This window comes from Butyrivibrio sp. AE2015 (genome assembly GCF_000420825.1).
GTDB lineage: Bacteria > Bacillota > Clostridia > Lachnospirales > Lachnospiraceae > Butyrivibrio.
In genome coordinates this window covers 166,429-181,662 of record NZ_ATVR01000003.1, presented here as the reverse complement: position 1 = coordinate 181,662, position 15,234 = coordinate 166,429, and the positions used below count along the sequence as shown (strand labels likewise).

Genomic DNA, 15,234 nt, shown 5'->3' with positions numbered 1-15,234 from the left:
CACTCCTCATTTCATAGTATTTGTCATTTTAAAATCCATGTCCCCTGTTTCTTAGATCCAAGTCTTTCAATAACATCATCCTCTATCATCTGCTTCATCAGCATCTGTACTGTTCTTCGTGACTTCCCCATAATATTTGCCAATTCTTCTTGTGTTATGGTTGGATTCTCCTTAATCAGGAGCAATAAATAGTCTCTATCAGATAAAGCAGCACCTTGCGCTTTAACTTGCGCTTTATTTTGCGCTTTATCATAAGCATAATTCAAGTTCCATAGAGTAAGAAAGAAATTGTAACCATCAGTATAAAACTCTGGCTTTAAACTATCTGTATATCTTTCTTCAGATTCATAGGCATCAAGTATCTTCTTAAATCCACTTCCTCTTCTCTCCATCAAACGTAAGCGTCCAAAAACATCGGCCAGTATTGGATTTCTAAGCTTAGAAGGGACATGTCTCAAATCTAGTAATTGAACCTCAGAACCATCATACATTCCCCCTGGATTAGTAATAACCATTCGATCATCATAAATATCAATCTGGCTATGTGCCCCTGTCTGTAGGTAGCTTCTATGAATAAGCGCATTAACTAACCCTTCTTCTACAGCTCGTTCAGGATAATCCGGTAATTCTATCCTTTGATCTTTGTCCTTTCTCCATCCTTTTTTTGAATTTTTTCTCACGAAATCCATTGCATTATCAAATAGAGATAATACACTACCAGTAATTTCCTGGTCATCTAAAGCATCTTGAACAGATCCAGCTTTATCTAGTCCATTCCATCTAGTACAAAATATTCTTGAATGCTGAATATTCCATTGATCAGCAAATAAAACACCAGCATTTGTCATTTGCCCATCTTCCTGCATCAATCTAAAACTAATAAGGTCTTCATCAAAATCATGATTACCGGGCATTACATTTAGATATCTTTTCTTAAATGCTTCAAATGTCAACTTATCACGAGGTATATCAGAAATCATAGCATCATATGATGTTCCTGTGCTTTTTATAATAAATTCTGTAAGTTCGAATCCAGTAATCTCCTTTTTTACACTTCCTGTTCGATAATAATATCTGCCATGAAGGTTCAACGGTAATCTTGATTTCTTTACCTCTACCTGAATATATTTCTTTTTATCTTTTGACTTAAGATTCACATCACAAGTAATCCCAAAAGCAGCAGTAATCTTATTGGGAATATCTTCTAATAGCTTCTTTTGTACCTTTAAATCTAATCCAATAACGTTGCCATTATCATCAACTCCTATGTAGAGAGTCCCACCCTGGGCATTGGCATAGCCACAGATCCACTCTAGATACTTATCCTGCCATGACTCTTTCCATTCAACCACCTGATTTTCGTCATCTTCAATTATTTTGTCTATATCTCGCATAGCCTCGTCCTTAGTTTTTTTATTTAACAATATCATTGTTGCGCTTTAATTTCAACCCTAAAGCGCAAAATGTAATATCATTATTGCGCTTTACTAGCCAACTACTTAACAACATGAGGACATAACAAAAACACCCCAAGACAGTTGTCCTGAGGTGTAATAAGTCGTATTTGATTGTCCAAAGACGTAATACGTTGTGAAACGATTATCTCTTTGAGAACTTTTTCACTGCCTTAAGTGCCTTGTTTTGGGCATTTCTAGGGTGAGTTGCTGTTTACCTGCTGCGTACGGTAGAAAGCTCAGGGCTACTGTATGCGGCTGGTGGCAACATTACTATTCTTTTCTGGTAAACCAGCCAGGAACTTTGTGTGACAATCTCACAAGACTACCATCTTTGTAAATTGCAAATCTCCTAAAATCTTCTGTGTTATCATATACCGCAACAAGATTACAAAGAGGAAGGACTTTCCAGAAAGCTTCTAATGAAGCGATATATCTTCTTTCGATATCTGCCTCAGCTACTCCATGTCCACCTTGTGATACTCTTTTTGCAACACGCTCTTTTGCAATTTCAACACTATCTAATCCAATGTAATGCATTTCAATTAAATAGCCATTCTCTTTTGCCCTTGTAATATTTCTAATCACTGAATTACCACACAATGTAGTTTCTTGGTTAAAGCTTACTCCATTTTCAATATATGAGTTAAGAAGCGAAACTGCTCTTTTCCCGGCTTTGAAAATATCAGCCAGACTCTTCCAATCTCCTCCAAATTCCTTAATTATCTCATCCGCATTTACTCTGTTTTCACATTTAAGATCCGGATCAAGCTGATATAACGTAGATTTACCTGCGCCATTAACTCCCGCAACTATAGTAAACTTTTTCATCTACTCAAAAAAGATTCCTTTCAACAACTTCTTTTTGCCTTCTTTGTAGTAAAAAATCTCCTACCATCTCATAGAAATCTTTTTCTTCTTCAGTCTCACTCTCAAGAACAAGCTGTAAAGTATCCTTAGGATTTAATTTAGCTATTTCTTTATAGATATCACTATATTTTTTTACATCACACATAAACGTACCTCGTAAATCAATACAATAATTTAAAAAAAGAGAGTTCACGCATGAACTCTCCGGTCTATGGGCATCTCAAGATTCCATAGCGCATCCACTACATAAATCGCTCACTTATTAGGCTGTGCATTACCTTTAATAGAATCGCCAAGCTCCACGCTCGGCTAGGTCCCAAGTGTTATTCGCACCTGGCAACTCTGTTATTGATATAATAGCATATTTATAGGTTTTTTCAAGTTTGATCCATCATTTTCTCAATCAACAAAGTTGTAGAATTCTACACTTTTAGCGATTACCATAATTCAAGTAAAATATTACTTGAATTATATTTCATCCAATTCAAAATATAGTAAAATTATTATAAATTTCGAATTATATAGGAGCGCCAATGGATAAAAAAGATACCTTTTTTCACAAGTTAATAATGAAATTACCTAACTATCTTGAGAAAATTGTGGCAGCCATACTGCTCATAGGCGTAATGTATGGCGGTTTCCATCTTGTCTTGGATGCATTTTCTTTCACAAATAATGCCGCAGATATTGACGCTTTAGAGTATATTGAAAAGCTTTTAGCGTCTGCATTCAGCGTGATTATTGTGATTGAGTTTGAGAGAATGCTTGTAAAGCATTCCATGAATACAATAATTGAGGTTCTTATTTTTGCAATTGCAAGAGGGCTTGTTGCAGGACATGAGGAAGCTTTATATGTTCTTATTAGAGTCCTTGCAATTGCGATTCTACTGTTTTGCAGAAAGTTTTTATTTAAGGAATTTGATTTTGAAGAAGAACAGTAGTTTTATTGCTTTAATTGCTAAGCATTTTCGCCGCATATGAGCATGTAGCCACTATCTTCTTGCATTCCCTGTCTGCCTCTTCGAAGATCTTGTAAACCAGCCTTCTGGCTATACCATTTCCGCCATATTCGGGATTTACTTCTGTGTGATAGATTGTGATGGCTTCGGTAGTCTCCTGATAATTGCATTCGCCAATGATGTTGCCATCTTTATCCACAGCTATACTCCGGTTATTCTCTTTATCCAGCTTTACTGCCACTTCATGATTATAGATAATGTCCAGTGCACCAGATGGGCACTGTTTTACAGTTTTCCATATTCTTTGCGTTTCGTCGCATTTTAGGTCAATCCAGGGCTTTCTTTTAAAATCAAAAACCTCCGGGCAGCCGGTGACACACTTGCGGGCATGCCTGCACTTATCAGAGTTCCAAAATACTGTTATATCCTGAGTTTCATATAATCTGTGCATATGAGCCTCCTTACAATTTGTCGGAGCATCAGCTTAACAATAAAATCACTTTTATTCTTTGGCAACATTTTTAGCAAAGGCAGACACGCCGTCAGGAGTGTCTGCCTTCATCTCTAAGCTTTGTTATAGCACTTTTATACTATGTTGCTTTCTGCTTCATTGCGCTAAGGAAGGTGTTTCCTTACGCCTCTACTGAGAAATCCTCCTTGCCAACGCCGCAGAGTGGGCAGGTGAAATCTGCAGGAAGATCATCCCACTTTGTTCCTGGAGCTATTCCGTTATCAGGGTCGCCTGCTGCCTCGTCGTAAACATAGCCACATGTATTGCATACATACTTCATAATAAGTGTCTCCTTTCCTAATTATGCCGTTTAAAAAATAATGATATTAAATTTATTTTATCACAAGAGAATTCTTTTTTCTGCAATATTATTATCGTTGTTGCGTTCATAGATGTATAATATTATTAATTAAGCTCTGAACATTAGGTTTAGAGCCGCTAACTGATGTTTTGCAGCTGATGTCGATTTTTGCCAGGAAAGGAGCCCGCCATGCCAGAATTCAACAACAAAGCAATGTACAAGTTATCTTATGGTCTTTTTGTCTGCACCGCAGTGAGAGGTGAAAAGAAAAACGGCTGTATTACCAACACTGCGGTACAGGTAGCTTCTGACCCCAACCGCATATCCCTAGCCATAAACAAGGCCAACTACACTCACGACATGATAAAAGAGACAGGTCTTTGCAACATTTCTGTTATCAGCAAAGATGCTTCTTTTGACCTGTTTAAACACTTCGGATTTCAGTCGGGCAGGGATGTGGATAAGTTTGACGCTTCTTTCCCCGCATCAGCATATGAAACAGCAGAGAACGGCATTCCATATATCACCATTGGCACCAATGCCTATTTTTCTCTAAAGGTTGAAAAAGAAGTGGATCTGGGCTCTCACACTCTTTTCATCTGCGAACCGACATTTATGACGGTGCTGTCAGACACTCCATCCTGCACCTATGAATTCTATCAGAGCGACATCAAGCCAAAGCCTGAGAAGGTTGGCACCACGCCAAAAGGCGAGACCATCTGGAAATGCCTTATCTGCGGCTATGAATACGTGGGTGAAGACATGCCGGACGACTTCATCTGCCCTATCTGCAAGCATGGGAAGGACGATTTTGAGAAGATAATTCGATGAGGTAGATTGCAAAAACTCACTAATCCAAATGATCAGATTATGGAATCATACGTTTCGCTACTCTGAATTATTAAGGCAGCTCATAGATTTATGAGCTGCCTTCGAATTTTCTAATATTTTGTATTTAGTAATTCTCTGCCTTAAGCTGGAAGTAATCCCTTGGATGGTTGCAAACAGGGCAAACTTCAGGAGCTTCCTTGCCGATTACGATGTGACCGCAGTTGCTGCACTGCCATACGCAGTCGCCGTCTCTTGAGAAAACAAGCTTATCCTCGACATTCTTCAAAAGCTTTCTGTAGCGCTCCTCATGCTCTTTTTCGATGGCGGCAACACCCTCGAAGAGCTCAGCAATTTCATCAAAGCCTTCCTCTCTGGCTTTTTTGGCAAAAGAAGGATACATTTCCTTCCACTCATAGGACTCGCCCTCAGCTGCTTCCTTAAGGCAATCTTTTGTGCTGCCAATGCCTGTGAGGATTTTGTACCAGATCTCAGCATGCTCTTTTTCATTGGCTGCTGTCTCTGCAAAGATATTGGAGATCTGAACGTAGCCCTCTTTTTTAGCCTTAGATGCAAAGAAAGTGTACTTATTCCTAGCCTCAGACTCGCCTGCAAAAGCAGCCTGAAGGTTCTTTTCAGTCTCTGTTCCCTTTAAATCCTCTGCCCTACATCTCCATTTGTTTTCTGCCATAGAAATCTCCTTTCCCAAAGCTGATCCGTTTACTCTTTACCTATTCTGCAATTGTTAACTGCATTTTCTCATTAACAATTTAAACATATCATAAATCATTCGTACATGAAAGGAGCTGCATCTGAAAAATCAGATAGTCACTCACGGCCTTCTGCTGAGATGACCATCCCCGCAAAAAGCATCATAAACCAGCTCATCTGCAGGCTTTCCATGGTATTGAAAGTCACGCCGCTGCCCAGCATAAGGATTGCGACCATAACTGTGATGTAGAAACTTTTTCTGTCTTCACCCTTGTATGCAGCTTTGAATACCTGCAGCATCAGGAGGATCACAAGCACAGCGCCCACAATTCCAAGAGTATAGAGAAGTTTCAGGTAAAAACTCATGAGAGGCAGATGTGTGTTGAAGCTGATTCCAAACAGGATCTCAAGAAGGGTCTCAGGTCGCCTGATTGCGAATACCTGCTGCCACTGGGCATACCTTGACTCCATGTTGGCTACATCCAGAACGGTGTTACCACCAAATATAGTCCAGGTTCCGCTGGTATCAGCTGTCAAAAGAGGCACGTAGATCAGCACAACCGCGGCCATAAGAGCAAGGATAATGATTCCAAGCCCCGCCATGGCAAGTTTCTTTTTCTTAAGGGCCACTTCCAGCACATACATCAAAAGAACTACCGCGATAACTGCCAGGAGTATCGTCTGTATACCTGCATCAGAGCAGATCACCATGTATAGGCAAACCAGGAAGATGGTTATGAATTTAAAAATCGAATTTCTTGCAAACATGGCGATGAAGATAAAGGCCAGCACCACCGCGTAAGCAAGGTCAGTGTCGTAATAATACAGGTCGCCATTTGCATTTTTTACCTGGAGAAAGTGACTGCCAAAGGTCACAATCCTGTGGATAAAGTTGATATAAATGATCAGATACGAGGATAAAGCAAGGGCGTCGTCGCACTCAAGGACTCTGTCATAGTAGAGTCTTCCCATGAAGTACAAAAGAAATGCCGACATAACCTTGATATATGCCTGATAGGCTGTGACGTCCCTTATAAAGCTGACAGTAGACAAAAGAGCCAGCGCTGCCACCACAGCATCCGCCGGCCTGAACTCTTTTTTCAGGTTGGGGCGCACCAAAAGGTACTGATACCCCAGCATGCAAAACGCCAGCAGAACCATAGCTATGTCCAGCCACTGCCACTTGTAGAGCATATCAACAAATTGTTTTATAAATAAGAAAATTGACAAAGCGTATTCCTTTCTGCCTGATTGTATATATTGATTTTTCTTGGAATTCGTTCAAGCAGTCACTTCTTTATTTCAGCGCATGCGCCTATCTGATCTTAAGGATTTCATCAGCATATTTCTGTATGGAGACGTCCCTTGTGAGGTGCTCATCAAGGAATCTGCGGCCTCGCATGCCCATATTGTGTAAAGGTTCTCCCGAACTTCTTCGATTATCAATAAAATACCTGATAACTCGTCTGATCTCGTCATAGTCACCGGGATCAGCAACCACGCCGCACTGAGCCTCCTCAACTATGAGGCGGGCCTCAGACCCCTCTTCAAGGATTCCCAGAACAGGCTTTCCTGCTGCCATTACGCCGTAAAGCTTACTTGGCACAGATACGCCCTTTATACCTTTGGCATTAACGACAAAGTGCACATCGCCGGCATTTAAGCTGTACACCAGGTCCTCTTTATTCTGATATGGAATAAAGACAATATTCTTCAGGTTTTCTTTTGCCTGATAAGCCTTCATGTCCTCCAGAACAGTTCCCTGTCCAACAAAGGCAAAAACAAGGTCGCTGTACTCGGGCCCATCGAACTCTTTAATTATCTTCTCAATTTCAAGAAGGTCATAGTAAAGGCCGATGTTTCCTGAATACATGATGATAAATTTGTCGTTTAAATTATATTTCTCTTTAAATGCCACAACCTTCTCATTGTCAGCCGGAAGGGGCACAATTTCTTTTTCATTGATCCAGTTATTGATGTGGACATAGTCAGGTGTGTTCTCTGGAAATCTCTTTTTCAGAGTCTCAACCATGTCGCGGCCCACAACGATGATCTTGTCAGCAAACCTGCAGCTTAGCTTATCTAGCCACATCATGGTTCCCAGCACAAATTTGTTGCTGGTAAAAGAAACTGCCATAACCTGCTCGGGATTGAAATCCTGGATGTTATAGATGAATTTCGCCCTCTTAATGATCTTGCCAAACACGCCAAGAAGGCCTCCAAGTATGGGGGGCTGTGAAATCGTATAGACGTAGTCCTGATGTCCCACGCGGGCTGTGGCAAAAATAGCACTGATAAAATAGGACACGATATTTATGATCCTGCTGGGCGAGAAGTTCTTGCGAAACTCCGGAACCCTAATTCTAAGGACATCTACGCCATTTATATTCTCGTAATAGTACTTGTGCTTTTTATACTCTTTATCGATCTTACCTGTATAGCTGGGCACGGTACAGATGACTGTTGTGTGAAAAGTATCATTGAGGCCCTCTGCCAGTTCAGTCAATATCTGTCCCGTTGATGCCACATCAGGATAATAATAATGGGCATATATAAGCAGGTCTTTTTTATCACCGGGTCTTTTCCTCTGCCATCTAAACGCATCCGGGATGGACTTAAGGAGAAAACTGAGGGTTGAGATGGATGTTGATCTGCTTGGATGTATGATGGATAACTTGCAGTCATGATTCTGTCCATTTTGATTCTTATTGCAATTCAATGCATCTTCTTCAAGCCACTTGATTTCATCATATTTTTCGCCTAATTTTTTTTGTAAGGATTCGATAAATTTCTTCTCCCTGATCGCCTCTGCAGTCTTAAAACCTCTAAGCCTCTGGATCCAGGCAATAGGCTCACTTACAGGAATCAACATCTCTGCATTGTCTAATTCCTCGCGCTTTTCCTTGTCCGTTTGAGCGTCAAGTAAATCCTCAGCTGAAACCAGCTTAATATAACGCTGCGACTTCTCTTTATCTTTTTCCAGCTCGTCAACCTGATGCGCAATGCACTCTACAGCATCTTCCAGATTCGTGACGGCTACGTCTATCCCAAGTATTCTGTTTGTAAAGCTTTTATTCATAACCGACACATCCAATCCAATATTGCTATCTTCATGTTCCCTTCATTTATATTGTAACAATAACACTTATTACCAATACGCATAAAACGCTCATAAGCGTTCCAAGTAGATAGTATTCTGCAAATGCCTTATCCTTTACTATTCTGTCATATCTGGTAATTGACTTGGCTGTCAAAACCAATCCCAATGCTGCATATTGATTTCTACTGATCAATATCAACATCACTATTCTCTCAATAGTCCCAATAATCCTACCAATATTCTTTTCTCTGTTAATAATGTCATCGTTGCCAGTATTCTTATCGTCAGCAGGCTTATAGTCTTTCAAAAATTTCTGAATAAATATATTTACAGGTTTATGAATCAATAATATTGATAATACCCATTTTAACACATATGTATCAATGGACAGCATCTGTGCAAGAGCAATAATCTGCTTTCCATTTACTATAAAATGCCATACACAGAACGTCAACGCCAGTATTATAATGCTAATTGCATGTAGCATCTGATCAATGACAAACATTCCCAGATCACTGAAGTGTTTCTTTTTCTTGACTATATATTTACCAGAGTCTATTACCCAATGCACAGCTGATGCATATCCCGCTGCCAGAAGCATATCTACCGACAAAAATGGAATTGCTAAAGCAATCATTATCAGCAGATACTCAAAAGAATGAATCAACACACCTTTATAACTTCTATCTTTAAGCCTGGCAATTTTTTCTGTTTGAAAGTAAAAATCCCCAAGAATATGCCCCAAAAACAAATATAACAAATAATCCTTCATACCTTAACCTTTGTAAACGCCCTGTCCGTTATATTTTCTATATCTCTGTACGCATCATAATTTGCAGATTTTAATCTTCGGGCAATTGTCGACTGTGTAGTTTTCAATCGTTTCGCCCGTTCTGCCTGACTACCGCCATTTGTTATAGTATCAACTATTGTCTCTCTTTGCTCAGATGACCAGCTCTTTTCTATCATTTTAGTCATTCTAAGAAAAGTATTAATCTGCTCAACCTGTATATCATCTGGTTTTCCATATATAGCAAGTTTTACATCCGGTGCCTGATCCTTAAGCTTTTTTTCCTGCCTTCTCAGCTCTTCTATCATTTCTCTTGCAGCATAAAAAGCCGGACCATCAGCCCCAATTGCAGCCTGTGGATCAATTGAAGTTGTTATTTTCCCAACACCTATCCCGAACCGAATCTCAACCGGATACATACTTCTCTTTATCAGCCTTATTATTTCAAAAAGATTATTACCGGTTATCAGAAGGCCCTGGAACTCATCTCCAAGTGTTATGACAAAATTAGCTGCCACGTCCTCAATATACTTAGAATTAATATATGCAAGCACCCTCTTAAGCTCATTTTGCACTAATCCGCGATTATGCACTTTTTTTGAATCTTTGATATCTCCTATAACAGCAACATATCCCATAATATTTCTCCTTGGATTAATTATGCGCTCATAACGCATAAATGTCAATTATGCATTATATATGCATAATTGACATTTATTCAAAAATAGCGCATATTTTTACAGGATTGTTCACTTTCTTTTCAACCAATGGACGAAGTCTATGATCCTACTCTGTAATATCACATAATTCATCCTTGTTCTGGAATATACCCCGTACTTGCATCTTACTCTTGCAGCCTCTCTGGCACCGCGGCCCGACGCAGACATTCCACCCAGCTCAAAGTTGGAGATAATGTGATAAACCGGAATAAACACAGTATCTGTGGTTCTCTTTATCCTCAAAAGAAAGTCCAGATCTGCAGCACTTTGGTAGCCGGTATCATATGCCCCGAAATCGCCATAGACATCCCTGCTCACAAAGCATGTGGGATGGCAGATCATACTCTCACCAAGGATTCTGTGGTTGATGAATTCTATCTCGATCTCTTCGCCACCACGAAGGCGCCTCTGCATACCGTAGAGGATGATGTGACGTTTTAAATCCACATCCTGACTCGTGTCATTGCCTTTACATGCAACATTCTCCAGATACGCCTTCTTCATATTCTCCAGCGCATCAAGCTCATAATAGTCGTCACTGTTAACAAGTCCGATCAGTTCTCCAGAGGCTTTTGCTATCCCCTTGTTCATGGCATCATAGATTCCATTATCTTTTTCGGAAAAGATATGAAGCTTTCCACCAAACTCAGGCTCATAGCGCCTTACTATATCAAGAGTGCCATCAGTAGACGCCCCATCAATTATGAGATATTCATAATCCTGCTCTGTTTGATCTAAAACACTCTGCAGAGTTCTTTCTATTGTCTTTTCACTGTTATAGCAGACAGTGATCACCGTAAACAATGGCCTCGCCATATTATCATTTTCTCCTATCTGAATGCCTGTCCCTGTCACTCCTCAATCAAATTCCCATCGACGTCGTATTTATACTCGCCGATAAGCGAGCCATCGTCGTAGTACTCACGGGTTACAACTGCAGCTCCGGCGGTGTTGGCAATAGGATTGCCATCAGTTCCGTAATACTCCTCGCGGGTTATCTTTCTGACCTCATTAAAGGTCCTGCGGATCTCGTGGACACCGGAATTTATCAGCATTGGATTGCCATCCATGTCATAGTACTTAATAACATTAACATTATTTTCCTCATCGTAGCCATAGGAAACCATATGATAACCGGCGTTCATAACCACTTTCTCACCTGAAAGTCCAAAATAGCTCTCGCTCGCAGTCCTCTTATTTTCATCAAAAGTCCTGTGAACCTCAGCATACTGGCCATCAATGAGCACCAGCGCATCAGCACTGTCGTAGTACCTGATTACATTCCTGTTTCCGGCCTCATCATACTCATAGCCAAGACCGTGATACTTGCCGCCACCGCGGAGAACAGGATTTCCCTCCCCGTCAAAAAAGCTCTCATAGATCACGCGCTTGCTGTCATCATATTTGTAATGTACCTCTGCATACTCGCCGTCAATCATCACCAGATTGCCATCGGTTCCATAGTAGATAATGCTATCCACATTTCCAGCTTCATCATAAGTCTTTCTATATGCAGAATACTGACCGGACAAAATGATACCCTCGCCATCGCTGTTGAACTTGCCCTCATAGATGACCCTGTTCTTGGAATCATACTCTCTTCTGATTTCAGTGTAACCTGTGCTGGTATCAATGCCAAAATACCTGATAGCCGCCAGATTACCATTGTCGTCATATTCATTGACAAGAGTTGCGTAACCAGACGCAGTCTCCATGACCTCGCCATCCGTGCCATAATATGACTCAACAGTTACACGATGCATCTCGTCAAATTCCTTGTGAACCTCAGCATAGCCCCATGTGGTCAAAATAGGCTTGTCATTCTCATCAAGGTAAACAATTATGGACTTATTGCCTGCCTCATCGTACTCATATCTGCAGCCGCTATAGCCCTGTGGAGCCACGTACTTGCTGCCATCTGCACAGGTAAAGGTCTCATAAATCACACGTTTTTCATCATCAAACCTTCTGTCGACCACAGCATAGCCTGCGCTTATATCGACAAGATTTCCTTCACCGTCATAATACCTGACCTGGGTAGCATTGCCATAGGTGTCAACTTCATTGGAATATGCAGCAAAGCCATCAGCCCTAGTAATAGGCTCACCATCAGCTCCAAAATAACTCTCATAAATGAGATACCCAAGCTTATTATATATCCTGTGAGCTTCAGCATAGCCTCTTGAAGGAATCAAAACGCGCTCATTATTCTCATCCAAATATCTGACAACTGTCTGATTGCCATCCTTATCATTCTCATACTCAATAGCAAAATATCCATCCGGCGCAGTAGCTTTATTACCCTCAAGATCGTAATACTCAGCCCTTACTACATAGCCCTCATCATCATAAGTATAGTGAATATCATAATCCGGCTTCTGAATGTATGTAAGAACACTGATCTTGGGCGCAAATTTATTATCAATAGTAATGGTAAAATCAAACCCCTCACCACTTGAACTAAATGCAAGTTCCACAGTCTGCGCTTTCTGATCATCAAATCCGCCCACATAAATAGGCTTATTCCCAGTTCTCTCTCCATTGGTTGTGTACTCTATCTTACCGATATTTTCGTTTTCAGGCTCACTTTGGTAATTATCAGCCAAAAGAGCTAGATCAAGAACATACTTACCTGCATAAATAGCACTGCTTCCGTTATACACTGCATAAACCGTAGGCTCTGTAGTCTCACCGCCATCCACTGTCATCTGCATAGGTGATGCCGAAAGCTCTTTTCCATAAGAGGAGGTAATGCTGAAGGTCATGCCTTCATTTTTAGTTTTAAACTTTAGCTCATAATTGTAATTACCGTTCTCATCAAGATCTCTGATCCTGACTTTGATTTTCTCCTCAGAATCAGCATCTGCAATGGAAATAGCCGCAATCTGTGCGCTGCCACTATATTCTTTTCCCTCTTCAGGGACAAAAGAAATTGATCCGGCCAAAGTATAACTTCCGGGCGTAACAGTCATGGAATTGGTAGTAAATGTAACTCCAAGGTCCACCTCTTTTTCCAAGTTGAAATAACCTGTAACATGGTAGCCTGCTGCAGCTAAAGCCTCTTCAACAGCATTGTCTGTAGTGTAAATCGCAGAATAGTCAGAAATCTGCGCATAGGAGCACCCTCTGTTGAAGTACTGCACAACTTCATTATCCTTATCAGTGATGATTGTACAATCAAGCTGCCTTACAAGGTCAGCGCCTGTATAACGTGAATACTTGATGCCTGAAAAGGCCTTCTTGTAGCCTTCGGTATATTCATCTGAGTAAACAGGATATTCTGCCGCATCAAGGATCACATCTATTGCGGCCTTATCAGCCTCGATCCTTGCAGAATACACATCGCGCTTAACATGAATACCTATGCCTGCAGCCACATATACTGCCAGTGCTATTAAAAATGCACCTCCGACAACTGCCGGAACCACAATATCTTTCTTCTTATCAACGATCAGCTTTTCTTTCTTATAGAGCTTTTTGGCAATGCGTCCTGCGCCCCAAATAATGGCAACCAGCGCTGCAAAAAAGAAAATAGCAAGATACCTTGCATCCTCAAAAGAGCTGGCACTTCCAAGTTCTTCCTTGATGTCATACAAGGTCCTGAAGCGCGCAAAAATCATCGGTGAAGCTAAAAGTGAAATCAATATAAGCACAGCCCTTACAGCCCAGGCAACGAGAGACTGCTTTAAAAGGTCCTTTGTCTCAACATTCTCGCTTGCAGCCTTTTTCTCTTTTCTCTTAAGGTAAGCACCATAGCTGGCAAATCTGCTGTTAACACCGTAAGCCAAAGGCATCCACAGGATTGGATTGTACAGAATTTCAAAGAAATGCTGCTCCTCAAAAGAATGGATGGCAATAACGATGGACACCAGCACAAACCTGCGCCTGTTGCCACTCATAGCCATGAAAACTTCGTAAATCCAGATAATAAAAACTACCAGTGCAATAACCCAGCCGAATCTGACCATCATGTTGACGAAAGAGGAATCAAGGTAATTGTAATCGTATGACTTCATACCCGGAGCTGAAGCTCCAACCAATCCAAAATCCACACCAAAAGGCTTGATTCCATACTCAGTAATCGCTTGGCTTGTAAGCTTGATCCTCCAATGGATCAGCTTATCAATCTGCGCCATAAGGGTGTTGCCCTTGTCATAAAGAATGGCAGCAATAATAAGAAAACCTGTTGTTATAGGAATAAGTGTCAGTGCCAGCAGGTTAAGGATAACTGAAATGATCTTCACTGCTTTCTTTTTCCAGAATCTGACCTCTATTCGTGAATAGATGATCAGCACGAACAAAAGAACTGACATGAATGTAGAGGTATTGGAATCAAAATAGAACCTGGCTGCAAGAGCAGAAACACCGGCCAAGATCAGCGCAATGTAATCTGTCTCGTACTCAGATGTGATAAAAAAATACATAGCCATGTACAGCACCCAGCTGGCAGCGTCAGTAACGTATCCGAGACCGCCACCTGACCTGATCCTGGCTTTGGTGGCATAAACAGTATTACCCCCGCCACTAACTGCAGTAGCAAGAATTACAGCCACAATAACTATGCCCCAGAGCACCACGCAAGCCCTCAGGACCTTTTTGTAATCTACACCAATGCTGGCTGCAATAAGAAGCGGAAAATACCTGGCGTCAATTCTGCATACTCCAAGCAGCACGATTATCTTAAAAAAGACAATCACTACTGCTCCAATGATGATATCTCTTTTCCTGTCCAAATGTGTGATCCACTGCAGCACCACAATCACCGGGAGCAAGAACAACATGAAATCTGCAAGTGCATCTACTGCCTCAACATATACAATGTTATACGCTACCGCGCAATTTGCGTAGAAATACAGACAAAAGGCTATGGTAAACATAGCCTCCGAAATTCGCTTCAATATAGGATTATTTATAATTTCTAATAATTTTTCTTTATTCAAAAATCTGCTTCTCCGAATCAAAAAAATAGTCAAGAACACTATACGAAGAAT

The 15,234-nt window shown here is 40.8% G+C and carries 14 protein-coding genes; 2 read left to right on the top strand and 12 right to left on the bottom strand.

Features of this window, described 5'->3' with window-relative positions; genetic code table 11:
* Positions 1-23 precede the first annotated feature (23 nt).
* The 3 genes from G585_RS0102895 to G585_RS0102885 form a co-directional block, all read right to left on the bottom strand.
* On the bottom strand, positions 24-1,394 hold the full coding sequence (locus G585_RS0102895; protein WP_026663736.1) for an ATP-binding protein: 1,371 nt from the start codon (positions 1,392-1,394) through the stop codon (positions 24-26).
* Between the two features lie 333 nt (positions 1,395-1,727).
* Complete coding sequence (locus G585_RS0102890; RefSeq protein WP_022772848.1) at positions 1,728-2,285, bottom strand: zeta toxin family protein; 558 nt, start codon at positions 2,283-2,285, stop codon at positions 1,728-1,730.
* Positions 2,286-2,289: 4 nt separating this feature from the next.
* Complete coding sequence (locus G585_RS0102885; RefSeq protein ID WP_022754341.1) at positions 2,290-2,469, bottom strand: hypothetical protein; 180 nt, start codon at positions 2,467-2,469, stop codon at positions 2,290-2,292.
* Between the two features lie 388 nt (positions 2,470-2,857).
* Between G585_RS0102885 and G585_RS16930 the strand changes: the two genes are divergently transcribed.
* A complete protein-coding gene (locus G585_RS16930; RefSeq protein ID WP_022772847.1) occupies positions 2,858-3,265 on the top strand; it encodes a hypothetical protein in 408 nt (135 codons plus the stop codon).
* Between the two features lie 10 nt (positions 3,266-3,275).
* Here the strand turns inward: G585_RS16930 and G585_RS18695 are convergent, their stop codons facing one another.
* On the bottom strand, positions 3,276-3,734 hold the full coding sequence (locus tag G585_RS18695) for a GNAT family N-acetyltransferase (RefSeq protein WP_051142952.1): 459 nt from the start codon (positions 3,732-3,734) through the stop codon (positions 3,276-3,278).
* A gap of 181 nt (positions 3,735-3,915) precedes the next feature.
* A complete protein-coding gene (locus tag G585_RS0102865; RefSeq protein WP_022772845.1) occupies positions 3,916-4,074 on the bottom strand; it encodes a rubredoxin in 159 nt (52 codons plus the stop codon).
* A gap of 210 nt (positions 4,075-4,284) precedes the next feature.
* On the opposite strand from G585_RS0102865, the gene G585_RS0102860 reads away from it, so the two are divergent.
* Entirely contained in the window at positions 4,285-4,926 is a 642-nt protein-coding gene (locus tag G585_RS0102860; protein WP_022772844.1) for a flavin reductase, read from the top strand.
* 124 nt (positions 4,927-5,050) lie between these two features.
* On the opposite strand, the gene rbr is transcribed toward G585_RS0102860, so the two are convergent.
* From rbr to G585_RS0102825, 7 genes are all read right to left on the bottom strand, one after another.
* On the bottom strand, positions 5,051-5,614 hold the full coding sequence (gene rbr, locus G585_RS0102855) for a rubrerythrin (RefSeq protein ID WP_022772842.1): 564 nt from the start codon (positions 5,612-5,614) through the stop codon (positions 5,051-5,053).
* Between the two features lie 137 nt (positions 5,615-5,751).
* Positions 5,752-6,864, bottom strand: a complete 1,113-nt coding sequence (locus tag G585_RS0102850; protein WP_022772841.1) for a hypothetical protein — start codon at positions 6,862-6,864, stop codon at positions 5,752-5,754.
* 85 nt (positions 6,865-6,949) lie between these two features.
* Positions 6,950-8,713 (bottom strand): glycosyltransferase family 4 protein, encoded by a 1,764-nt coding sequence (locus G585_RS0102845; RefSeq protein WP_022772839.1) that lies wholly within the window; start codon positions 8,711-8,713, stop codon positions 6,950-6,952.
* 46 nt (positions 8,714-8,759) lie between these two features.
* On the bottom strand, positions 8,760-9,506 hold the full coding sequence (locus G585_RS18690) for a DUF3307 domain-containing protein (protein WP_022772837.1): 747 nt from the start codon (positions 9,504-9,506) through the stop codon (positions 8,760-8,762).
* Positions 9,503-10,162, bottom strand: a complete 660-nt coding sequence (locus tag G585_RS0102835; protein ID WP_022772835.1) for a SatD family protein — start codon at positions 10,160-10,162, stop codon at positions 9,503-9,505. Before G585_RS0102835 ends, G585_RS18690 begins: the two co-directional genes overlap by 4 nt.
* A 111-nt stretch (positions 10,163-10,273) precedes the next feature.
* Positions 10,274-11,059, bottom strand: a complete 786-nt coding sequence (locus G585_RS0102830; RefSeq protein WP_026663734.1) for a glycosyltransferase family 2 protein — start codon at positions 11,057-11,059, stop codon at positions 10,274-10,276.
* Positions 11,060-11,094: 35 nt separating this feature from the next.
* Positions 11,095-15,120, bottom strand: a complete 4,026-nt coding sequence (locus G585_RS0102825; RefSeq protein ID WP_022772832.1) for a hypothetical protein — start codon at positions 15,118-15,120, stop codon at positions 11,095-11,097.
* Between the last annotated feature and the right edge of the window lie 114 nt (positions 15,121-15,234).